Source organism: Klebsiella sp. GG_Kp173, from assembly GCF_040062415.1.
In the GTDB taxonomy this organism is placed as follows: Bacteria; Pseudomonadota; Gammaproteobacteria; order Enterobacterales; family Enterobacteriaceae; genus Klebsiella; species Klebsiella quasipneumoniae.
This window is the reverse complement of record NZ_JBEAFZ010000008.1, coordinates 88,949-112,411: the sequence shown is the minus strand read 5'-3', so window position 1 is coordinate 112,411 and position 23,463 is coordinate 88,949. Positions and strand designations below refer to the sequence as shown.

17 protein-coding genes and 1 riboswitch are annotated in these 23,463 nt (G+C 60.7%); of the genes, 12 read left to right on the top strand and 5 right to left on the bottom strand.

Features of this window, described 5'->3' with window-relative positions:
• The first annotated feature begins 21 nt into the window (after nt 1-21).
• The 4 genes from sgrR to thiQ all read left to right on the top strand — a co-directional run bounded on the left by sgrR (nt 22) and on the right by thiQ (nt 5,221).
• Entirely contained in the window at nt 22-1,677 is a 1,656-nt protein-coding gene (gene sgrR / locus ABLU50_RS07495; protein WP_049116636.1) for an HTH-type transcriptional regulator SgrR, read from the top strand.
• Nucleotides 1,678-1,714: 37 nt separating this feature from the next.
• Nucleotides 1,715-1,934: riboswitch (TPP riboswitch) on the top strand.
• Between the two features lie 32 nt (nt 1,935-1,966).
• Nucleotides 1,967-2,950, top strand: coding sequence for a thiamine ABC transporter substrate binding subunit (gene thiB / locus ABLU50_RS07490; RefSeq protein WP_087833113.1), 984 nt, complete (start codon nt 1,967-1,969; stop codon nt 2,948-2,950).
• The gene (gene thiP / locus ABLU50_RS07485) at nt 2,926-4,536 is read left to right on the top strand and encodes a thiamine/thiamine pyrophosphate ABC transporter permease ThiP (protein ID WP_004204304.1); all 1,611 of its coding nucleotides are present in this window, start codon (nt 2,926-2,928) and stop codon (nt 4,534-4,536) included. Before thiB ends, thiP begins: the two co-directional genes overlap by 25 nt.
• Complete coding sequence (gene thiQ, locus ABLU50_RS07480) at nt 4,520-5,221, top strand: thiamine ABC transporter ATP-binding protein ThiQ (protein WP_004204303.1); 702 nt, start codon at nt 4,520-4,522, stop codon at nt 5,219-5,221. The genes thiP and thiQ overlap by 17 nt, the downstream gene beginning before the upstream one ends.
• Here thiQ and ABLU50_RS07475 read toward each other — a convergent pair.
• A complete protein-coding gene (locus ABLU50_RS07475; RefSeq protein WP_087833114.1) occupies nt 5,208-5,975 on the bottom strand; it encodes a DedA family protein in 768 nt (255 codons plus the stop codon). The genes thiQ and ABLU50_RS07475 overlap by 14 nt on opposite strands.
• 128 nt (nt 5,976-6,103) lie before the next feature.
• Complete coding sequence (araC, locus tag ABLU50_RS07470; protein WP_004204301.1) at nt 6,104-6,949, bottom strand: arabinose operon transcriptional regulator AraC; 846 nt, start codon at nt 6,947-6,949, stop codon at nt 6,104-6,106.
• A 337-nt stretch (nt 6,950-7,286) separates the two neighbouring features.
• Between araC and araB the strand changes: the two genes are divergently transcribed.
• From araB to rluA, 6 genes are all read left to right on the top strand, one after another.
• Nucleotides 7,287-8,996 carry a ribulokinase gene (araB, locus tag ABLU50_RS07465; RefSeq protein ID WP_087833115.1) on the top strand — a complete coding sequence of 570 codons (1,710 nt, stop codon included), beginning with the start codon at nt 7,287-7,289 and terminating at the stop codon, nt 8,994-8,996.
• 10 nt (nt 8,997-9,006) lie between these two features.
• Nucleotides 9,007-10,509, top strand: coding sequence for an L-arabinose isomerase (gene araA / locus ABLU50_RS07460; RefSeq protein ID WP_004204297.1), 1,503 nt, complete (start codon nt 9,007-9,009; stop codon nt 10,507-10,509).
• 137 nt (nt 10,510-10,646) lie between these two features.
• Nucleotides 10,647-11,342 (top strand): L-ribulose-5-phosphate 4-epimerase, encoded by a 696-nt coding sequence (gene araD, locus ABLU50_RS07455; protein WP_087833116.1) that lies wholly within the window; start codon nt 10,647-10,649, stop codon nt 11,340-11,342.
• A 176-nt stretch (nt 11,343-11,518) separates the two neighbouring features.
• Nucleotides 11,519-13,876 (top strand): DNA polymerase II, encoded by a 2,358-nt coding sequence (gene polB / locus ABLU50_RS07450; RefSeq protein WP_053810770.1) that lies wholly within the window; start codon nt 11,519-11,521, stop codon nt 13,874-13,876.
• Between the two features lie 187 nt (nt 13,877-14,063).
• Nucleotides 14,064-16,970, top strand: coding sequence for an RNA polymerase-associated protein RapA (rapA, locus tag ABLU50_RS07445; protein ID WP_087833117.1), 2,907 nt, complete (start codon nt 14,064-14,066; stop codon nt 16,968-16,970).
• Between the two features lie 11 nt (nt 16,971-16,981).
• Nucleotides 16,982-17,641 (top strand): bifunctional tRNA pseudouridine(32) synthase/23S rRNA pseudouridine(746) synthase RluA, encoded by a 660-nt coding sequence (gene rluA, locus ABLU50_RS07440; protein ID WP_080838587.1) that lies wholly within the window; start codon nt 16,982-16,984, stop codon nt 17,639-17,641.
• A gap of 42 nt (nt 17,642-17,683) precedes the next feature.
• Here the strand turns inward: rluA and citX are convergent, their stop codons facing one another.
• Together citX and ABLU50_RS07430 are read right to left on the bottom strand one after the other, a co-directional pair.
• Complete coding sequence (citX, locus tag ABLU50_RS07435; RefSeq protein ID WP_004204286.1) at nt 17,684-18,223, bottom strand: citrate lyase holo-[acyl-carrier protein] synthase; 540 nt, start codon at nt 18,221-18,223, stop codon at nt 17,684-17,686.
• A gap of 179 nt (nt 18,224-18,402) precedes the next feature.
• Nucleotides 18,403-19,767, bottom strand: coding sequence for a 2-hydroxycarboxylate transporter family protein (locus ABLU50_RS07430; protein WP_087833118.1), 1,365 nt, complete (start codon nt 19,765-19,767; stop codon nt 18,403-18,405).
• 323 nt (nt 19,768-20,090) lie between these two features.
• Between ABLU50_RS07430 and ABLU50_RS07425 the strand changes: the two genes are divergently transcribed.
• Nucleotides 20,091-21,716 (top strand): sensor histidine kinase, encoded by a 1,626-nt coding sequence (locus tag ABLU50_RS07425; protein WP_017901206.1) that lies wholly within the window; start codon nt 20,091-20,093, stop codon nt 21,714-21,716.
• On the top strand, nt 21,706-22,404 hold the full coding sequence (locus ABLU50_RS07420) for a response regulator (protein ID WP_004204282.1): 699 nt from the start codon (nt 21,706-21,708) through the stop codon (nt 22,402-22,404). Before ABLU50_RS07425 ends, ABLU50_RS07420 begins: the two co-directional genes overlap by 11 nt.
• A gap of 30 nt (nt 22,405-22,434) precedes the next feature.
• Here the strand turns inward: ABLU50_RS07420 and djlA are convergent, their stop codons facing one another.
• Nucleotides 22,435-23,262 carry a co-chaperone DjlA gene (gene djlA, locus ABLU50_RS07415; protein ID WP_087833119.1) on the bottom strand — a complete coding sequence of 276 codons (828 nt, stop codon included), beginning with the start codon at nt 23,260-23,262 and terminating at the stop codon, nt 22,435-22,437.
• Between the last annotated feature and the right edge of the window lie 201 nt (nt 23,263-23,463).

Sequence of the window (23,463 nt, the reverse complement as noted above, 5' to 3'; positions counted from 1 at the left end):
TTGCGCAGGAGTTCCCCTTTTATGTCTTCCGGCCGTCTGCAACAACAGTTCATCCGTCTATGGCAGTGCTGCGACGGCAAGTCGCAGGAGACCACCCTCAACGAGCTGGCGGAAATGCTGAGCTGCTCGCGCCGCCACATGCGCACCTTGCTCAATATGATGGAGTCCCGCGGCTGGCTGACCTGGGAGGCGGAGGCTGGCCGCGGAAAACGCTCGCGGCTGACCTTTCTCTATACCGGCCTCGCCCTGCAGCAGCAGCGTGCCGAAGATCTGCTTGAACAGGATCGCATCGATCAGCTGGTGCAGCTGGTCGGCGATAAAGCCGCCGTCCGTCAGATGCTGGTCTCGCATCTCGGGCGCAGCTTCCGCCAGGGGCGGCACATCCTGCGCGTGCTCTACTACCGGCCGATGAAGAATTTACTGCCCGGCAGCGCGCTGCGACGTTCGGAAACCCATATCGCCCGGCAAATATTCAGCGCGCTGACGCGGGTAAATGAGGAAAATGGGGAACTGGAAGCTGATATTGCCCACCACTGGCAGCAGTTGACGCCCACCCACTGGCGCTTTTTCCTCCGGCCAGGCATCCATTTTCACCATGGCCGTGAGCTGGAGATGAGCGATGTGATCGCTTCTCTGCAGCGCAGCAATGCCCTGCCGCTCTATTCGCATATCGAACGCATCGAGTCGCCCACCGCCTGGACCCTGGATATTCATCTGCGCCAGCCCGACCGCTGGCTGCCCTGGCTGCTGGGCCAGGTGCCAGCGATGGTGCTGCCGCAGGAGTGGCAGACCATGAACCACTTTTCTTCGATGCCGGTCGGCACCGGCCCGTATGCCGTGGTGCGTAACAATCAGAACCAGCTCAAGATCCACGCCTTTGAGGACTATTTTGGCTACCGGGCGCTGATCGATGAGGTGAACGTCTGGGTGCTACCGGAAATTAGCGAAGAGCCCAACGGCGGCCTGACGCTGCAGGGCAATACCGAAAGCGAAAAGGCGGTGGAGAGTCGTCTGGAAGAGGGGTGCTACTACCTGCTGTTTGACTCGCGAAGCCCGCTGGGGGCCAACGACGCGGTGCGCCGCTGGCTAAGCTATCTGTTTCAGCCCGCCAACCTGCTCTACCATGCGGGCGAACACTACCAGGGCAACTGGTTTCCCGCCTACGGCCTGCTGCCGCGCTGGCATCACGCCAGCAATCACGCCAGCGACAAGCCGGCGGGGCTGGAGACGGTCACCCTCACCTATTACCGCGATCACGTCGAACACCGGGTGATCGGCGGGATCATGCGCGACCTGCTGGCCGCGCATCAGGTGAAGCTGGAGATCCAGGAGCTGGAGTACGATGCCTGGCATCGCGGCGAGGTAGTCAGCGATATCTGGCTCAACAGCGTTAACTTCACCTTGCCAATCGAATTCTCGCTATTCGCCTATCTGTACGAAGTCCCGCTGATTCAGCGCTGCATCCCCATCGACTGGCAGGAAGACGCCAGCCGCTGGCGCGCGGGAGAGTTTAATCCGGCCACCTGGAGTCAGCGCCTGCTGGCCAGCCAGCATATCGTGCCGCTGATCCATCACTGGCTGATGATTCAGGGCCAGCGCAGTATGCGCGGCGTGCGGATGAACACCCTCGGCTGGTTCGATTTTAAATCCGCATGGTTTGCGCCGCCGGAGCCGTAAGCGCTTTCCGTCATCTGACAAAATCATTACACTAAGGCCGTTCTCAACGGGGTGCTAATAAACATACGCAATATCATTCAAGTTGCATCAAGGCAGCAAGCGGGTGAATCCCCTGGAGCATAGATAACTATGTGACTGGGGTGAACGCGCGAAGCTAACGCAGATGCGGCTTGAAGGATGAAGCGTATGGGCTGAGAAAATACCCGTCGAACCTGATCCGGATAACGCCGGCGAAGGGATTTGAGGCTCACTCAAAATCCTTTGCCACCCCTTTTTTCTGAGGTGCAAAGTGCTGAAAAAATTACTCCCGCTGCTGGCGCTGGTCGCCATGCCCGCTCTGGCTAAGCCTGTCCTCACCGTCTATACCTATGACTCCTTCTCTGCCGACTGGGGCCCCGGCCCGGCGGTCAAAAAAGCGTTTGAAGCGGACTGCGGCTGCGAGCTGAAGTACGTCGCGCTGGAAGATGGCGTTTCGCTGCTCAATCGTCTGCGCATGGAAGGCAAGAACAGCAAGGCTGACGTCGTGCTGGGCCTGGATAACAACCTGCTGGAAGCCGCGGCACAGAGTCAGCTGTTCGCTAAAAGCCAGGTTCCCGCCAGCGCGGTCAGCGTGCCGGGCGGCTGGGATAACGACACCTTTGTCCCCTACGACTACGGCTATTTCGCCTTCGTCTATGACAAAAACAAACTGGCCAACCCGCCGAAGAGCCTGAAAGAGCTGGTCGAGAGCCCGCAAAAATGGCGGGTCATCTATGAAGATCCGCGCACCAGTACCCCGGGGCTGGGGCTGCTGCTGTGGATGCAAAAGGTCTATGGCGATAAAGCGCCCGAGGCCTGGCAGAAGCTGGCGGCGAAAACCGTTACCGTCACCAAGGGCTGGAGCGAAGCCTACGGTCTGTTCCTGAAAGGGGAAAGCGACCTGGTCTTGAGCTACACCACCTCGCCGGCCTACCACATGATTGAAGAGAAGAAAGACAACTATGCGGCGGCGAACTTCGCCGAAGGCCACTATCTGCAGGTCGAAGTTGCCGCCCGCACCGCCGCCAGCAAGCAGCCGGAACTGGCGGAAAAATTCCTCAAATTCATGGTCTCGCCTGGCTTCCAGAACGCCATCCCCACCGGCAACTGGATGTATCCGGTGACCCAGGTCGCGCTGCCGGCCGGTTTTGCAAGCCTGGTAAAACCGCAGACCACGCTGACGTTTACCCCGCAGCAGGTCGCCAGCGAGCGTCAGACCTGGATTAGCGCATGGCAACGCGCCGTCAGCCGCTAAACCTGAGCGGGCTGCTGCCGGGCCTGTTCGCCGCTACGCTGCTCTGCGCCGTCGCGCTGGCGGCGTTTCTGGCGCTGTGGTTCAGCGCGCCCGGCGCGGGCTGGCGGACGGTCTTCAGCGATAGCTACCTCTGGCATGTGGTGCGCTTCTCCTTCTGGCAGGCGTCGCTGTCAGCGCTGCTCTCGGTGGGGCCGGCTATCTTTCTCGCCCGCGCGCTTTATCGGCGTCGCTTCCCCGGCCGCACGTTGCTGCTGCGTCTGTGCGCGATGACCCTGATCCTGCCGGTGCTGGTGGCGGTGTTCGGCATCCTCAGCGTCTATGGCCGCCAGGGCTGGCTGGCCTCGCTGTTTCACACTTTTGGCTGGCAGTGGGATTTCTCACCTTACGGCCTGCAGGGCATCCTGTTGGCGCACGTCTTTTTCAATATGCCGATGGCCACCCGCCTGCTGCTGCAGGCGCTGGAGAACATTCCCGGCGAGCAGCGGCAAATTGCCGCCCAGCTTGGCATGCGCGGCTATGCCTTCTTCCGCCTCGTCGAATGGCCATGGATGCGCCGGCACATTCCTGCCGTCGCCGCGCTGATTTTTATGCTCTGCTTTGCCAGCTTCGCCACCGTGCTGTCGCTGGGCGGCGGCCCGAAGGCCACCACGATTGAGCTGGCTATCTACCAGGCGCTGAGCTTTGACTACGATCCGGCGCGAGCGGCAATGCTGGCGTTGATTCAGATGCTCTGCTGCCTCGGGCTGGTGCTGCTCAGCCAGCGCCTCAGTAAAGCGGTGGCCATCGGCGTCAGCCATGTCCGCGGCTGGCGTGACCCTGACGATCGCCTGCATAGCCGGCTGAGCGATGGGTTGCTGATCGGCGCCGCCCTGCTGCTGCTGCTGCCGCCGCTGCTGGCGGTCATCGTCGACGGGGTCAACCGCAATATGCTGGACGTGCTGGCGCAGCCCGCCCTCTGGCAGGCATTAACGACTTCCCTGCGCATCGCCATCGCCGCCGGGCTGTTGAGCGTGACCCTGACAATGATGCTGCTATGGAGCAGTCGCGAGCTGCGCGCCCGTCAGCGGCCGCTGGCCGGGCAGGCGATGGAGCTGAGCGGCATGCTGATCCTTGCCATGCCGGGCATCGTGCTGGCTACCGGCTTCTTTCTGCTGCTCAATAACAGCATCGGCCTGCCGGAGTCCGCCGACGGCATCGTCATCTTTACCAACGCTCTGATGGCGATCCCCTACGCGCTTAAAGTGCTGGAAAACCCGATGCGCGACATTGCCGTCCGCTACAATATGCTGTGCCAGTCGCTGGGGATCGAAGGCCTGACGCGACTGCGGGTCATCGAACTTCGCGCGCTCCGGCGCCCCCTAGCCCAGGCGTTAGCCTTCGCCTGCGTGCTGTCGATTGGCGACTTCGGCGTGGTGGCGCTGTTCGGCAACGAGGCGTTCCGCACCCTGCCTTTCTATCTCTACCAGCAGATAGGCGCCTACCGCAGCCAGGACGGCGCCGTCACCGCTCTGCTTCTGCTGCTGCTCTGTTTCTTACTATTTACGCTGATTGAAAAACTTCCGGGGCGTGATGCTAAAACTCAATGATGTGACCTGGCTGTACCAGCATCTGCCGATGCGCTTTACTCTCGACGTCGCGCGCGGCGAGCGCATCGCTGTGCTCGGCCCCAGCGGCGCCGGAAAGAGCACCCTGCTGAATCTGATCGCCGGTTTTCTGCCGCCCGCCAGCGGCAGCCTGCAGATTAACGGCGAGACGCATCACGCGACGCCGCCGGCGCAGCGTCCGGTCTCGATGCTGTTCCAGGAGAATAACCTGTTTAACCATCTGACCATTCGGCAGAATATCAGCCTCGGGATCCACCCTGGCCTGAAACTGAGCCGCGAACAGCAGCAGAAAGTCACGGCGATTGCCGTCCAGATGGGAATTGATGCCCTGCTTGACCGCCTGCCGGGAGCGCTCTCCGGCGGTCAACGGCAGCGCGCGGCGCTGGCCCGCTGTCTGGTGCGCCAGCAGCCGGTGCTGCTGCTGGATGAACCCTTCTCGGCGCTCGACCCGGCGCTGCGTCAGGAGATGCTGGCGCTGGTGGCGGATGTCTGTGAACAGCAGCAGCTCACCCTGCTGATGGTTTCGCACAGCGTGGAAGATGCCGCGCGCATCGCGCCGCGCTCGATTGTGGTCGCCGAAGGGCGCATTGTCTGGGATGGCGCTACCGCCGAGCTGTTAAGCGGCCGCAGCAGCGCCTCGCATCTGATGGGGATCAGCGCGCGATAACCTTGTGCAGGATCGCCAGATAGACCGGCATCAGCGGATGGCGGAAGACAAATGTTAACGCCGTTGCCGCCAGCGCGACCATACACGGCGCCAGCCACAGCAGACGCCCGCGCGGCAGCCAGCGGGACAGCCGATCGCCAGACGTTTTCGCGCTCCGCCACAGCCGCCAGCACAGCCACCCCGCCAGCCAGGCCAGCAGCGCCGCCCCCAGCAGCAGCCATTGAAAGCTGGCGCTGTTTTCATCGGCCGGAATATCAATCGCCGCGCCGGCGAGAATCCCCGGCAGGAAATAGAGCGGCGGCCAGAGCAGACAGCCGATAATATTCGGGAGCACGAATTTGGCCACCGGCAGGTCGAGCATCCCGGCGACCATCGGCACCAGCGGACGTGTCGGCCCGACAAAGCGGCCAATCAGGATGGTGAGCATGCTGTGCTGGTGCAGCGCATGCTCGGTTTTTTCCAGCAGGGCGCGGTTTTTCTTCATGAACGACCAGCGGTGCAGCGGCTTTTTAAAGCGCCAGCCGAGCCAGAATGAGATCCAGTCTCCCAGCAGACAGCCCACGATCCCCGCCAGCCACGCCTGCCAGAAATTAACCTCACCGCCGCCAATCAGCGCCCCAAGGCCGGCCATCATCACCGTTCCGGGTAAAATAAGCCCCACCAGCGCCAGCGACTCGAGAAAGGCCACTAGCATCACGGCTAACAACGAGTAGACCGTGGATTGGGTAATAAAGTGTTCGAGCAATGCTTGCATAATGTACCCGGTTAAAAAACGAAGCCCGGATTCTCCGAAGCCATCGCGCCGTCGTCAAGCCAACAATTGTCTTAATAGTTTACTGGCTGTGACATTTAAGCGGGTCATCATTTCACTTTCTTTACTTTTTATTCACATCCCGCGCGGAATTCGCTCGGGCTGGCGCCGGTGCATTTTTTGAACACGCGGGAAAAATAGAGCTGATCTTCAAAGCCGACGTTGCGCCCGACGGTGGCGATCGGCATCCGCGTGGTGCTCAGCAACAGTTTGGCCTGGCTGATGCGCTGGTCTTCACGCCAGCCGAGCACGCTGATCCCTAACTGCTGGCGGAACAGGTGCGACAGACGCGAGGGCGACAGGCAGACGTGCTGGGCGACGCTGGCGATATCAAAATGGCTGTCCGCCAGATGGTCGCTGATGTACTGGCAGGCGTCGCGCACCCGGTTATCCAGCGGCGGATGCAGCGATTCGTTGATCGCCTCCATCCGCCGCAGCAGGAGCTGTTCCAGCAGATTAATCGCCAGCAGTTCGGAATAGCGCCCCGCCCCCTGTCCGGCATCGACTATCTGGCCGAACAGCTCGCCAAAGCGCGCCTGCCACTGCTCGTCCGGACGGAAAAAGCCGGTCTGGGCGAAGATGGTCGGCCAGTTGAGCCACTCGTGCCAGTAGGCGCGCGGGCGGAAGTAGACCCACTGGTGATACCACTCGCTGGCGTCGGGATGGCGGCCGTAGTGATGGATCTCCCCCGGCGGGAACAGCAGCATATCGCCCGGCCGGCAGACAAACTGCTCGCCGTGGTTGTTGATCACCCCCTCGCCGCGGATCGTCAGGTTGAGGATATAGCCTTTCATACCCAGCGGGCGGTCGATAAAAAAATCCAGGTATCCCTGCGCCTCAATCGGCGTCAGACCGGTGACCAGATGAGCGTTAAAAGAGTAGCCCGGCAGCAGCGGATCGTTTTGCGTTTCGGCCATACGCGTGGTTCTCCCCGAAGGTATTAGTGACACCAATTGTCCATATTCATCATTTTATCGCTCTCGGCCCTGTCACGACTGCGACGGCAGTGGGAATTTCGCTAAAAAGCCGCACAGCAAGCGAAAAAAGCGCCAGCGGCGTGCATTCCACCGTGATATGCCGGGTAACAAAAGTGTCTATAAATACGGCAGGAAAGTCCACATCGAATATTTGCACGGCGTCACACTTTGCGAGGTGACAGCAAAATAATCCATAAGATTAGCGAATCCGGCCTGACGGATTTTGCCGGGGATATCTACTGTTGCTGCATGAATGATTTCTGCATGGAGTAACAAGATGGCAATTGCGATTGGCCTCGACTTTGGTAGTGACTCAGTCCGCGCCCTGGCGGTGGAATGCGCCTCCGGCGCAGAACTGGCGGCAAGCGTGGAGTGGTATCCGCGCTGGCGGGAAGGACAGTATTGCGATGGCGCTAACAACCGGTTCCGCCACCACCCGCGAGATTACATCGAGTCCATGGAAGCGGCGCTGAAAAGCGTACTTGCCTCCCTGAGCGCCGAACAGCGCGCCGACGTCGTGGGCATTGGCGTCGACAGCACCGGCTCAACCCCGGCTCCCGTTGATGCCGAGGGCAACGTGCTGGCGCTGCGCGAAGAATTCGCTGACAACCCTAACGCCATGTTTGTCCTGTGGAAGGATCACACCGCGGTCGAGGAAGCCGAGGCGATCACCCGCCTGTGCCACCAGCCGGGCAAAGAAGATTACTCGCGCTATATTGGCGGGATCTACTCCAGCGAATGGTTCTGGGCCAAAATCCTCCACGTCACCCGGGAAGATAACGCCGTCGCCCAGGCAGCCGCCTCGTGGGTGGAGCTTTGCGACTGGGTGCCCGCCCTGCTCTCCGGCACCACCCGTCCGCAGGATCTGCGCCGCGGCCGCTGCAGCGCCGGGCATAAATCCCTGTGGCATGAGAGCTGGGGCGGTCTGCCGCCGGCCAGCTTCTTCGATGAGCTTGATCCCATCATTAACCAGCATCTGGCCTGGCCGCTGTTCACCGATACCTGGACGGCCGATGTGCCGGTCGGCACGCTGAGCGCAGAGTGGGCCCAGCGCCTGGGCCTGTCGCAGACCGTGGCCATCTCCGGCGGCGCCTTCGACTGCCATATGGGCGCCGTGGGCGCCGGCGCGCAGCCTAACGCGCTGGTGAAAGTCATCGGCACCTCCACCTGCGACATTCTGATTGCCGATAAAGAGAGCGTCGGCGACCGCACGGTCAAAGGCATCTGCGGCCAGGTCGACGGCAGCGTGGTCCCGCACTTTATCGGTATGGAGGCAGGCCAGTCCGCCTTCGGCGATATTTACGCCTGGTTTGGTCGCATTCTCGGCTGGCCGCTGGAGCAGCTAGCCCAGCAGCAGCCAGCGTTGCGGGAGCAAATCAAAGCCAGCCAAAAACAGTTACTGCCGGCGCTCACCGAAGCCTGGGCCAACAATCCATCGCTGGAGCATCTGCCGGTGGTGCTTGACTGGTTCAACGGCCGTCGCACGCCGAATGCCAACCAGCGCCTGAAAGGGGTGATCACCGACCTTAACCTGGCCACCGACGCGCCGGCGCTGTTCGGCGGTCTGATCGCCGCCACCGCCTTCGGCGCCCGCGCCATTATGGAGTGCTTCACCGAGCAGGGGATCCCGGTTAACAACGTCATGGCGCTCGGCGGTATCGCGCGGAAAAACCAGGTCATCATGCAGGCCTGCTGCGACGTGCTGAACCGTCCGCTGCAAATTGTCGCCTCCGATCAGTGCTGCGCGCTGGGGGCGGCTATCTTCGCCGCCGTCGCCGCCGGCGTCTATGAGGATATTCCAGCCGCCCAGCAGCGGATGGCAAGCCAGGTGGAAACCACCCTGCAGCCGCGCCCGGCGCAGGCACAGCGTTTCGAACAACTCTATCAGCGCTACCAACAGTGGTCGGTCAGCGCCGAACAACACTATCTCCCTTCGGCTGCAAAGGCGGAAAAAGCCCCGCAATCTCAGGCAGCGCTCACCCATTAAGGATACGAAAATGACGATTTTTGATAACTATGAAATATGGTTCGTTATTGGCAGCCAACATCTGTACGGCCCGGAAGCCCTGCGCCAGGTGACGAAGCATGCCGAACATGTGGTGAACAGCCTGAATGCGGAAGCCAAACTGCCGTGCAAACTGGTCCTTAAGCCGCTGGGCACCACCCCGGACGAGATCACCCACATCTGCCGCGACGCTAACTACGATGACAAATGTGCCGGGTTAGTGGTCTGGCTGCACACTTTCTCGCCGGCAAAAATGTGGATCAACGGCCTGACCATTCTCAACAAGCCGCTGCTACAGTTCCATACGCAGTACAATGCCGCGCTGCCCTGGGACAGCATCGATATGGACTTTATGAACCTGAACCAGACCGCGCACGGCGGCCGCGAGTTCGGCTTCATCGGCGCCCGTATGCGCCAGCAGCACAGCGTGGTGACCGGCCACTGGCAGGATAAAGAGGCCCACCAGCGCATCGGCGGCTGGATGCGCCAGGCGGTCTCCAGACAGGATACCCGTCATCTTAAAGTGTGCCGTTTCGGCGATAACATGCGCGAAGTGGCGGTGACCGACGGCGATAAAGTCGCGGCGCAGATCAAGTTTGGCTTCTCGGTGAACACCTGGGCGGTCGGCGATCTGGTGCAAGTGGTCAACAGCGTCAGCGACGGCGATATCAGCGCCCTGGTCGATGAATACGAGAGCAGCTATCGTCTGACCCCGGCGGCGCAGGTTCACGGCGACAAGCGTCAGAACGTGCTGGACGCCGCGCGCATTGAGCTGGGGATGAAACGCTTCCTCGAACAGGGCGGTTTCCACGCCTTTACCACCACCTTTGAAGATCTCCACGGCCTGAAACAGCTCCCGGGGCTCGCCGTACAGCGCCTGATGCAGCAGGGCTACGGCTTTGCCGGCGAGGGCGACTGGAAAACCGCCGCTCTGCTTCGCATCATGAAGGTGATGTCAACTGGTCTGCAGGGCGGCACCTCCTTTATGGAGGATTACACCTACCACTTCGACAACGGCAACGATCTGGTGCTCGGCTCGCACATGCTGGAAGTGTGCCCGACGATCGCCACCGCCGAGAAACCGATCCTCGACGTCCAGCCGCTGGGCATCGGCGGCAAAGCGGATCCGGCGCGCCTGATCTTCAATACTCAGACCGGCCCGGCGATTGTCGCCAGCCTGATCGACCTGGGAGACCGCTTCCGTCTTCTGGTCAATACCATCGAAACCGTCCCGACCCCGCATGACCTGCCGAAGCTGCCGGTGGCCAACGCCCTGTGGAAAGCGCAGCCGGATCTGCGTACCGCTTCGGAAGCCTGGATCATCGCCGGCGGCGCGCACCATACCGTCTTCAGCCATGCGCTGAACCTCGACGATATGCGCCAGTTCGCCGAGCTGAATGATATCGAGCTGACGGTCATCGACAACGACACCCGTCTGCCGGCCTTCAAAGACGCGCTGCGCTGGAATGAAGTCTATTACGGTTCAAAACGCTAAGAGGTCGCCCCCTCACCCTCCCCCTCTCCCCGCCGGGGAGAGGGTACCGGCCTGGCGCGATGCCGCCTTTCTCCCTCTCCCGCCAGGAGAGGGTCGGGGTGAGGGATACCCGACTCGCCTGCTATTCGGAGCACACTATGTTAGAAGATCTTAAACGCCAGGTGCTGGAAGCCAACTTAGCGCTGCCGCAGCATAATCTGGTGACCTTAACCTGGGGCAACGTCAGCGCCGTCGACCGCGACCAGGGCGTTCTGGTTATCAAACCCTCCGGCGTGGATTACCTCGTGATGACCGCCGACGATATGGTGGTGGTCAGTCTGGAGAGCGGCGAAGTGGTGGAGGGTAAGAAGAAACCCTCGTCGGATACCCCGACCCATCGCCTGCTGTATCAGGCCTTCCCGACGCTGGGCGGCATTGTGCATACCCATTCGCGCCACGCCACCATCTGGGCGCAGGCCGGGCAAGCTATTCCGGCGACCGGCACCACCCACGCCGACTATTTCTATGGTCCGGTGCCCTGCACCCGGCTGATGACCGATGCGGAGATCAACGGCGAATACGAATGGGAAACCGGCAAGGTGATTGTCGAAACCTTCCGCCAGCGCGAGATCGACCCGGCGCAGATGCCCGGCGTGCTGGTTCATTCCCACGGCCCGTTCGCGTGGGGTAAAAACGCCGAAGACGCGGTGCATAACGCCATCGTGCTGGAAGAGATCGCCTATATGGGCATCTTCTGCCGCCAGCTGGCGCCGCAGCTGCCGGATATGCAGCAGACGCTGCTGGATAAACACTATCTGCGTAAGCATGGAGCCAAAGCCTACTACGGCCAATAATCACCCTGCTCGCGCTGCGTTTAGCAGGGCTACGGCTCTGCACCGTCTGGCAGACCGGATAAGGCGCAAGCCGAAATCCGGGGGCCACCTCAGCGCCGAATACCTGTATAAAATCCCAGCATTCATTGAGAAACCAGGCTATAATCAGGCCTGGTTTTTTATCATCGAGAGCACCCGTGACCCAGCCACGAGCAGGTTTTCTACTCACCCGTCACTGGCGGGACACTCCGCAAGGCACCGAGCTTTCCTTCTGGCTGGCCACCGACGACGGCCCGCTGCAGGTCACGCTGCCGCCGCAGGAGTCCGTCGCTTTTATCCCCGAAGCGCAGCGGGCGCAGGCTGAGCGACTGCTGCAGGGTGAGAAAGGCTTCCGCTTCGCCCCGCTGGCCCTGAAAGATTTCCATCGCCAGCCGGTTGTCGGCCTCTACTGCCGCGCCCATCGTCAACTGATGCGTCTGGAGAAGATGCTCCGCGACAGCGGCGTCACCCTCTATGAGGGCGATATCCGTCCGCCGGAGCGCTACCTGATGGAGCGCTTTATTACCGCCCCGGTGTGGGTGGAAGGCGAAACGCGCGGCCCGCAGCTGGTTAACGCGCGCATGAAACCCAATCCTGACTATCGCCCGCCGCTAAAATGGGTGTCGCTGGATATCGAAACCAGCCGCCACGGCGAGCTGTACTGCATCGGCCTGCAAGGCTGCGGTCAGCGGGTGGTCTACATGCTGGGCCCCGAACCGGAAACGCCGCCAGACGTCGATTTCGATCTGGTCTACGTCGCCAGTCGCCCCCTGCTGCTGGAAAAACTCAACGCCTGGTTTGCCGATCACGACCCCGACGTGCTGATCGGCTGGAACGTGGTGCAGTTCGATCTGCGCGTCCTGCAAAAGCATGCCGAACGCTACCGCATCCCGCTAAGGCTCGGCCGCGGCAACAGCGAGCTGGAGTGGCGCGAGCACGGTTTTAAGAACGGTGTCTTCTTCGCCCAGGCCCACGGCCGGCTGATTATTGACGGCATCGACGCGCTGAAATCGGCGTTCTGGAATTTCTCCTCCTTTTCGCTGGAGGCGGTGGCCCGCGAGCTGCTGGGCGAAGGCAAAGCCATCGACAACCCATGGGATCGGATGGACGAGATCGATCGCCGCTTCCATGAAGATAAACCGGCGCTGGCCATCTATAACCTACAGGACTGCGAGCTGGTGACGCGGATCTTCCACAAAACGGAGATCATGCCGTTTCTACTCGAGCGGGCGACGGTCAACGGCCTGCCCGCCGATCGCCACGGCGGCTCGGTCGCCGCCTTCAGTCACCTCTATTTTCCGCGCATGCACCGCCTGGGCTACGTGGCGCCGAACCTCGGCGACGTGCCGCCCCAGGCGAGCCCCGGCGGCTATGTGATGGACTCCCGCCCCGGCCTGTATGACTCGGTGCTGGTGCTGGACTACAAGAGCCTGTATCCGTCGATCATTCGCACCTTTTTAATCGATCCGGTCGGCCTGGTGGAGGGCCTGGCGCAGCCCGATGACCAGCACAGCGTTGAGGGCTTCCTCGGCGCCCGCTTCTCGCGAGACAAGCACTGCCTGCCGGGGATTGTCAGCCAGATCTGGCACGGCCGCGATGAAGCCAAGCGCCAGCACAATAAGCCGCTCTCCCAGGCGCTGAAGATCATCATGAACGCTTTTTACGGCGTGCTGGGCACCAGCGCCTGCCGCTTCTTCGACCCACGTCTCGCCTCGTCGATCACCATGCGCGGCCACGCGATCATGCGTCAGACTAAAGCGTTAATTGAAGCCAATGGTTATGACGTCATCTACGGCGATACCGACTCCACCTTCGTCTGGCTTAAGCGCCCGCACAGCGAAGCGCAGGCGGCGGAGATCGGCCGGACGCTGGTGAACGACGTCAACGCCTGGTGGGCGCAGGAGCTTGGCAAACTCCAGCTAACCAGCGCCCTGGAGCTGGAATACGAAACCCACTTCTGCCGCTTTTTGATGCCGACGATCCGCGGCGCCGATACCGGCAGCAAGAAGCGTTACGCCGGAATGATTCAGGAGGGCGACGGCCAGCGCATGGTTTTCAAGGGTCTGGAAACCGTGCGCACCGACTGGACGCCGCTGGCCCAGCAGTTTCAGCAGGAGCTGTACCTGCGCATCTTTCGCAACCAGCCCTATCAGGATTATGTGCGGGAGACTATCGCCAGGCTGATGAACGGCGAGCTCGATGAGCAGCTGGTTTATCGCAAACGCCTGCGTCGGCCGCTGGCGGAGTATCAGCGCAACGTGCCGCCGCACGTGCGCGCCGCGAGGCTTGCCGATGAGCACAACCTGAAGCGGGGTCGGGCGCAGCAGTATCAGCAACGCGGCACCATCAAATACGTCTGGACCACCGGCGGTCCGGAACCGGTGGATTATCAGCAGTCGCCACTCGATTACGACCACTATTTGTCAAAGCAGCTGCAGCCGGTAGCGGAAGGGATCCTGCCCTTCGTCAACGACGACTTTGCTACAATAGTGACAGGACAGCTGGGGCTATTTTGATTTTTTCTCACCCATTCCGCGGGCGCAGAAGCCTGAAAATGAACCGTGAGGAGGACGTGACGAACGTTCTGCCATCCAGTAATATAGCGCCCTTTCCATTCCTGGCCCCAATTTTGACGCATCTCCGGTTGTACATGGAGATGATCAACTATTGCCTGCACTTAAAGAACTAAAGAGCCGAACATATATGCCTTTTACACTTGGTCAACGCTGGATTAGCGACACAGAGAGCGAACTAGGATTAGGAACGGTGGTAGCGCTGGATGCGCGCATGGTCACTCTCCTTTTCCCCGCCATCGGCGAAAACCGTCTGTACTCACGCAACGATTCCCCGATCACTCGCGTGATGTTTAACCCGGGCGACACCATTACCAGCCACGAAGGCTGGCAGCTCCACGTTGACAAAGTGCATGAAGAGAACGGGCTGCTGTCCTACACTGGCACCCGCCTCGATACCCAGGAAGCGAACGTCACCCTGCGTGAAGTGCTGCTCGACAGCAAACTGGTGTTCAGCAAGCCGCAGGACCGCCTGTTCGCCGGCCAAATCGACCGCATGGACCGCTTTGCCCTGCGCTACCGCGCGCGCAAGTTCCAGAGCGAGCAGTACCGCATGCCGTGGAGCGGCCTGCGCGGCCAACGCACCAGCCTGATCCCGCATCAGCTGAACATCGCCCACGACGTGGGCCGTCGTCACGCGCCACGCGTCCTGCTGGCCGATGAAGTGGGCTTAGGTAAAACCATCGAAGCCGGGATGATCCTGCACCAGCAGCTGCTCTCCGGCGCCGCCGAGCGCGTACTGATTGTGGTCCCTGAAACTCTCCAGCACCAGTGGCTGGTGGAGATGCTGCGCCGATTCAACCTGCGCTTCTCGCTGTTTGACGACGAGCGCTACGCCGAAGCACAGCATGACGCCTACAACCCGTTCGAAACCGAACAGCTGGTGATCTGCTCTTTAGACTTCGTGCGCCGCAGCAAGCAGCGTCTGGAGCACCTGTGCGACGCCGAGTGGGACCTGATGGTGGTCGATGAAGCGCACCATCTGGTGTGGAGCGAAGACGCCCCGAGCCGCGAATATCAAGCGATTGAACAGCTGGCCGAGCGCGTGCCGGGCATTCTGCTGCTGACCGCGACGCCGGAACAGCTGGGGATGGAGAGCCACTTTGCGCGCCTGCGCCTGCTGGATCCGAACCGCTTCCACGATTTCGCGCAGTTTGTCGAAGAACAGCAGAACTACCGTCCGGTGGCCGACGCCGTCGCCCTGCTGCTGGCGGGCAACAAGCTGAGCGATAGCGAACTCAATACCCTCGGCGATCTGATCGGCGAGCAGGATATCGAGCCGCTGCTGCAGGCCGCCAACAGCGATCGCGAAGACGCCCAGGCCGCGCGCCAGGAGCTGGTATCGATGCTGATGGATCGGCACGGCACCAGCCGCGTGCTGTTCCGTAACACCCGTAACGGCGTCAAAGGTTTCCCGAAACGCGAGCTGCACACCATTCGCCTGCCGCTGCCGACCCAGTACCAGACCGCCATCAAAGTATCCGGCATCATGGGCGCCCGCAAAACCGCGGAAGAGCGCGCGCGCGACATGCTCTACCCGGAGCAGATCTATCAGGAATTTGAAGGCGATACCGGCACCTGGTGGAACTTTGACCCGCGCGTCGAGTGGCTGATGGGCTACCTGACCAGCCATCGCTCGCAGAAGGTACTGGTGATTTGCGCCAAAGCCGCCACCGCGCTCCAGCTGGAGCAGGTGCTGCGCGAGCGCGAAGGTATCCGCGCCGCCGTGTTCCATGAAGGGATGTCGATTATCGAACGCGACCGCGCCGCGGCGTGGTTTGCCGAAGAAGACACCGGCGCCCAGGTGCTGCTGTGCTCTGAGATCGGCTCCGAAGGACGCAACTTCCAGTTCGCCAGCAACCTGGTGATGTTCGATCTGCCGTTTAACCCGGATCTGCTGGAGCAGCGTATCGGCCGTCTCGACCGTATCGGCCAGGCGCACGATATCCAGATTCACGTCCCGTACCTGGAAAAGACCGCGCAGTCGGTGCTGGTGCGCTGGTATCACGAAGGCCTCGACGCCTTTGAACATACCTGCCCGACCGGACGGACCGTCTACGACAGCGTCCATAACGAGCTGATCAACTACCTTGCGGCGCCGGAATCCACCGACGGCTTTGACGATCTGATCAAATCCTGCCGCCAGCAGCATGACGCTCTGAAAGCGCAGCTGGAGCAGGGCCGCGACCGTCTGCTGGAGATCCACTCCAACGGCGGCGAGAAAGCCCAGGCCCTGGCGGAGAGCATCGAAGAGCAGGATGACGACACCAGCCTGATCGCCTTCTCGATGAATCTGTTCGATATCGTCGGCATCAACCAGGACGACCGCGGGGAAAACCTGATCGTCCTCACCCCTTCCGACCATATGCTGGTGCCGGATTTCCCGGGCCTGCCGGAGGACGGTTGCACCATCACCTTCGAGCGTGACGTGGCGCTGTCCCGTGAAGACGCGCAGTTCATCACCTGGGAACACCCGCTGATCCGCAACGGCCTCGACCTGATCCTCTCCGGCGATACCGGCAGCAGCACTATTTCCCTGCTGAAGAACAAGGCGCTGCCGGTCGGCACTCTGCTGCTGGAGCTGATCTACGTGGTCGAAGCGCAGGCGCCGAAGCAGCTGCAGCTCAACCGCTTCCTGCCGGCGACCCCGGTTCGCATGCTGCTGGATAAAAACGGCAACAACCTCGCCGGCCAGGTGGAGTTTGAAAGCTTCAACCGCCAGCTGAGCGCGGTCAATCGCCACACCGGCAGCAAGCTGGTCAACGCGGTGCAGCAGGACGTTCATGCCATTCTGCAGAAGGGCGAAGCGCAGATCGCCAAGGCGGCGCAGGGGCTGATCGACGCGGCGCGTAGTGAAGCCGACGATAAGCTGACGGCGGAGCTCTCCCGTCTGGAAGCGCTGAAGGCGGTCAACCCGAACATCCGTGACGACGAACTGGCGGCGATTGAAAGCAACCGCCAGCAGGTGCTGGAGGCACTGGGACAGGCCGGATGGCGTCTGGACGCGCTGCGTCTGATCGTCGTCACTCACCAGTAACGGAACGCGAAATGGCGATGGAAAACTACAATCCGCCGCAGGATCCCTGGCTGGTGATCCTGTATCAGGATGAGCACATCATGGTGGTCAACAAGCCGAGCGGCTTGTTGTCCGTGCCGGGTCGTCTTGATGAGCATAAAGACAGCGTGATGACGCGCATTCAGCGCGACTTCCCGCAGGCCGAATCGGTGCATCGCCTTGATATGGCCACCAGCGGCGTGATTGTGGTGGCGCTGAATAAGGCGGCGGAGCGCGAACTGAAGCGCCAGTTCCGCGAGCGCGAGCCGAAGAAGCAGTACATCGCCCGCGTCTGGGGCCATCCGCAGCCGGCGGAGGGCCTGGTGGATTTACCGCTGATTTGCGACTGGCCGAACCGGCCAAAGCAGAAGGTGTGTTATGAAACCGGCAAAGCGGCGCAGACCAAGTATGAGGTGCTGGAGTACGCGGAAGATAACACCGCCCGCGTGCGCCTGAAGCCAATTACCGGACGGTCACACCAGCTGCGCGTGCATATGCTGGCGCTGGGACATCCGATCCTTGGCGACCGCTTTTACGCCACGCCCGAGGCGCTGGCGATGGCCCCGCGCCTGCTGCTTCACGCCGAGACGCTCACCATCACCCACCCCGCCTACGGCAACGCGATGACCTTCCGCGCGCCGCTCGACTTTTAGGACCTCCCCGGCAGCGCTCTGCCGCCGGGGAATGCTAACCCGTTAATCGCGGGCAAACCACGCGTCAATCATCTGCTCAACGCGGGCAACGACGAGATCGGTATCGTGACGACGGCTACGCGCGCAGGCGTGCGCCGGCTCATCGCACAGCAGGCAGCGGCGCTGCGACTCGCCCAGCGACTGGCGTCCCACCTGCCCGCTCTGCGGACAGATCACATCAATATCCCACAAGCGTCCCAGCGGATGGCTCTGCTCCAGCGTACTGCACATCGCTTTGATTTCGCTGGCCGGATGCGCCACGCACCACAGCGCTTCAGGCCCGGTCGGCAGCCACAGCACCTGACGATCCAGCGTTTGCCAGCGGTGCTTCCAAAGCAGCTGATCGCAGGCCTGGAGGGCTACGCCCATCATGTTGCGATATCGAATGCTGTCCTTCACCGCCCCGGGGGTCACCAGGGTCAGGGAAATAACAGGCTGCTGATAATGGGCCAACCAGTCGGCCTGGCGGGCTGCACGCTGCTCTTTCGCCGCCAGCAATGCGTCGATGCTGACGCCCGCCTGGGCGGGAGTATCCACTGACATTAATTCCTCTCCTACATATGATAAATGCGACAGCGCCTGGACTGTCATAATGATGGTTGCGATAGCCGATCGCGCGCTGATTGTAACGCTAAATGCGGAGCATTTAGGATACAGAACGCAGATATTTTCGGCGTTCTGTAGCGGAAAATAGCAGTTTTATCGCTGAGCGTAGCGTTATATCACGCCAGATAGTGGCTGAGGAACAGCAACCCCAGAGCGACATTTATCGCCCCGCCAATCCGGGTAGCGATCTGCGCGAACGGCATCAGGCTCATGCGGTTACCAGCGGTCAGGATCGCCACATCGCCGGTGCCGCCCTGCCCGCTCTGGCAACAGGAGACAATCGCCACATCGATCGGGTGCATCCCTATCTTTTTACCGACCAGGAAACCGGTCGCCACCAGCGCGGAGACGGTGCTGACGATCACCAGCAGATTGGTGAAAGTGAAGGCGTTCACCAGCTCCTGCCACGGGGTGATCGCCACACCGACGGCAAAGAGGATCGGGTAGGTGACCGCGGTGCGGAAGAATTTATACACCATCTGCGATCCCTCCTGCAGGCGCGGAGACACCACATTAGCCAGCTTTAACAGCACCGCGAGAAACAGCATGCCCACCGGCGCCGGCAGACCAATCAGTTTGTGGCCGAGCATCCCCATCATATACAGCAGTACCGCCAGCAGCGCGCCGGAGGCCAGCGTCCCGACGTCGGTTTTACCGCTCATGCCTTCACTCTCGCCGAGGCTGCGGGTTTCATGGCTGCGGTTCGGCATCAGTTGCCCTTCGCCGGTCAGATGCGGGAAGCGCTTGCCGAGCTGGTTGAGGCAGCCGGAGATAACGATCGCCGTCAGGCTGCCGAGCATCACCATCGGCAACACCCGGCCCAGGGCCACCCCCTGCTCCATATGCATCAGCGCGGCATAGCCCATCGACAGCGGGATCGCCCCTTCCCCCACGCCGCCGGCCATGATCGGCAGCACGATAAAGAAGAACACCTGAAACGGCTCCATGCCCAGCAGCGTGCCAACGCCGATGCCCACCAGCATGCCGACCACCTCGCCGCACAGCATTGGGAAGAAGATCTTCAGGAAGCCCTGAATCAGGGTGGTGCGGTTCATACTCATGATGCTGCCGACGATAATGCAGCAGATATAGAGATAGAGGATGTTGGTGGATTTATAGAATTTGGTGGTGGATTCCACGACCACGTCCGGCAGCAGGCCGTAATGGACCAGCGCGGAAGGAATAAAAGTGGCGCAGATCGCCGCCGCGCCGAGTTTCCCCAGCACCGGCAGGCGTTTACCAAACTCGCCGCAGGCGAAACCAAAGAAAGCCAGAGTGGCCACCATCACCACGATATCGCTCGGCAGTTTACCGCCAAGGCAGTCGAGGGCAATCAGCCCCCCAGCCAGCAAAAACAGCGGCAGCGGGACGATCCCTATCTTCCAGTTATCCATGATGTGCCACCAGCGCTGCCGGAGCGTGGCTTTCGGCGTATTGATCGGTTCAAGGGTTGCAGAGAATGCATTGTCTGTCGTGCTCATAAATTCAGCCCTGTCGTTATTATTCATTTTCAGCGTAAAGGGACAGCGGCGTCGTTAATGTGAAGCTCCCCGAATTAAAAAAGAAGTTTTAATGGACACTATGGTTTTTATGGTTTCTATTCGCTGTTCCGCGCAGGGGTGATATATCTCTGATTTATTATCGTGGTTTTTATGGTTTTTATTTCCCATCACGCCTTATATCCACCGCAACCGCTGGCGGCAGCCCGCGCCTGCGCCACTGATCACAACTTTCCTTTAACATTTACGTCACGTGACAGAAAAATGATAGAGTGCCGGTATGGTGAATACGTTGTCCGGGACCTATGAAATTATCTTTTCAATATAAGCTGTTTATTTCGCTGGTCGCTTTTTTCTCAGTCCTCTTTATCGCGCTGGGTATTTATTATTACTTTGATGCCAGCCGCCAGCTTTATCAGGAAATGAGCGCCCGGGCCAAAATTCAGGCCGAAGAGATAGCCCTGATGCCAAATTTACGTCAGCAGGTCAGCCGGCATGACCCACAGGCGATTCAGGCGTTTATGCAGCAAATCGCCGCCCATAGCGACGCCAGCTTTATCGTCATCGGCGACCGCCAGGGGGTGCATCTGTTTCATTCGGTCCATCCGGAGTGGGTCGGCACGCGGCTGGTTGGCGGCGACAACCAGGCGGTACTGGAGGGAAAATCCATTACCACCATTCGCAAAGGCGGACTTGGGGTCTCGCTGCGCAGCAAAACGCCGATCGTCGATGACGAGGGGCGGGTGATCGGCATTGTCTCCGTCGGCTACCTCACCAGCTATCTCGACAGCATTACCCTGACCAAAGTGATCAATATTTTTATCGCCGCCGTTCTGCTGCTCATCGCCCTGTTTATCTTCTCCTGGTACTTTACCCGCAGCATCAAAAAGCAGATTTTTTCGCTCGAGCCGCGGGAGATAGGCCTGCTGGTGCGACAGCAAAAGGCGATGATGGAGTCGATCTTTGAGGGGGTGATCGTCATCGATCGCCAGCGGCGCATTGAGGTGATAAACCATGCCGCCCGCAGCCTGCTGGGACTCAGCCAGCCCGCCAGTCAGCTGCGCGGTCAGTCGATTGACAGCGTGATTTCCCCGCAGCCCTTTTTCGCCAGCGGCGACATGCTTGAGCGCGACACCCACGATGAGCTGTGCCGCTTCAACCAGTTGACCGTGCTCGCCAGTCGGGTACGCATTATGCTGGAGAATACCCTGCAGGGCTGGGTGATCACATTCCGTGACCGCAATGAAATCAATGCCCTCACCGCCCAGCTGAGCCAGGTGAAGCGCTATGTCGACAATCTGCGCATCATGCGCCACGAGCAGCTCAACCGGATGACTACCCTCTCCGGCCTGCTGCATATGGGCCATTATGACGAAGCGATCCGCTATATTCAGGCCCAGTCGGAACATGCTCAGGAGCTATTGGACTTTATCTCCTCGCACTTCCACTCGCCGACGCTGTGCGGTCTGCTGCTCGGCAAAGCCACCCGCGCCCGCGAAAAAGGCGTGGCGCTGAGCTTCGACCCGGCCTGCCGCATTGACCGTCCCCTGCCGTCGCTGATGGAATCCGAGCTGATCTCCATCATCGGCAACCTGCTGGATAACGCCATCGAAGCCACGCAGCGCGCCGAGCTTCCGCATGAGCCGGTGGAAGTCCTGATCCAGCTCAACGCCCGGGAGCTGATTATCGAAGTGGCCGACCGCGGCGTCGGCATCCGCCCCGATATCCGCGAGCGCATTTTTGAACGCGGCGTCACCACCAAAACCCGTGGCGATCACGGCATTGGTCTGTATCTTATTGAACATTATGTCACTCAGGCGGGCGGTACCATCGAAGTCGCCGATAACGCGCCGCGGGGAACGATCTTCACCCTGTTTATCCCGGCCGACGCACCTGCCCGCCCGCACCCGGAGGCCCACGATGCATCATGACCTGGTCGATGTGCTAATCATTGAAGATGAGAGCGAGCTGGCGCGCCTGCACGCCGAGCTTGTGCAGAAACACCCGCGTCTGCGGCTGGCGGGCATGGCGGCCTCCCTCGCCCAGGCCCGCCAGTTGCTCCACGCCACCCCGCCGCAGCTGGTACTGCTGGATAACTATTTGCCGGACGGCAAAGGGGTGACGCTGATGACCGATCCGGCGCTGGCGACCAGCCAATGCTCGGTGATCTTTATCACCGCCGCCAGCGATATGGAAACCTGCAGCCAGGCTATCCGCAACGGCGCCTTCGACTATATTCTTAAGCCGGTATCATGGAAGCGGCTGAGTCAGTCGCTGGAGCGTTTTATCCAGTTCTACGATCAGCAGCGGGAGTGGAAAATCGTCGATCAGCAGAACGTCGATTCCCTCTATCAACTGCAGGCGAAGAACTATCGCGTAGATAGTGGCAGCAAGGGGATTGAAGAGAAGACCCTGGCGCTGGTGCAGGGTCTGTTTAGCGGCCGGGAAGCGCACTGCTTTTCCGTTGATGAGGTGGTCAGCGCCGCCGGACTCAGCAAAACCACCGCCCGCCGCTATCTTGAACACGGCGTTGAGACCGGGTTTCTGGAGGTGGAGATGCTGTATGGAAAAATCGGCCATCCGCGGCGGCTGTATCGCCGCGCACAGGCCAAACGCTAACCCCTCTCGCCGGGCGAGGGGCTGAAAAACTCAGAAGCCGCGCTGTTCTTTGATCAGCTCCCAGGCCTTCTGGATCTCCTGGGCTTTCTGTTTGGCCATCTCCATCATCTCCGGCGGCAGCCCTTTCGCCACCAGCTTGTCCGGATGGTGCTCGTTCATCAGCTTACGATAGGCGCGCTTCACCGTCGCCGCGTCGTCAGTCGGTTTCACCCCCAGCACGTTGCAGGCGTCCTCCAGCGTTGGCCCGCGCTGCGCCTGCTGCCAGCCGGCGTTGCCGCCGCGCTGACCATAAGATTGCTGTTGCGAACCGCCGCCAAACTGGGCGCCGCCCTGCATCATTCGCAGGAATTGATCGAACTGGGCGCGAGAGATGCCAAGCTCATCGGCGATGACGAACAGCACTTCACGTTCGTTAGGGTGCAGTTCGCCGTCAGCGAACGCCGCCTGCAGCTGAATTTCCAGAAACATCCGAATCAGATCGAAGCGGCCAAAGCAGACGCTGCGCAGCTGGCGCATCTTCTCGCGCAGCGGATAATTGTCGGCTTTGCCGTCGCGAAACGCCTGCTGCGCCGCGGTACGCGAAGCGCCGTGCAGATTCATGCGATCCATCAGCACATTGGCGACGTGAATATCCGCCTCGGTAACGCGGCCCTTGGATTTGGTCAGATGCCCCATCACTTCAAAGGTGGTGGAAAAGAAGAGCGACTGACGCTCCTGCTGATTGGCGAAGAGATTCAACCGGCGGCTGCGCGCCCGGTCAAACATATGGCCGACCAGGAAGCCGAGCACCACGCCCCAGAACCCACCGCCCATCAGCAAAGCTACTGCCACGCCAATCACTTTACCCAAATACTGCATAGACTCCCCAACTGTTTGTCGCCGTTAAGCACGAATATGACCGCACGTTACCCGGCACTCGCGCCTCGGTCAATTGTGGGACATAGCCTATAATTTGCTTTATCATACTCGTCATTCAACAGGGTGCCTAACGCTCGGGCTCGAAACGGGCAGGATTAACACTAGCGTGATAAAGTTGAGTAAGTTAGGCTCTGACCGTTT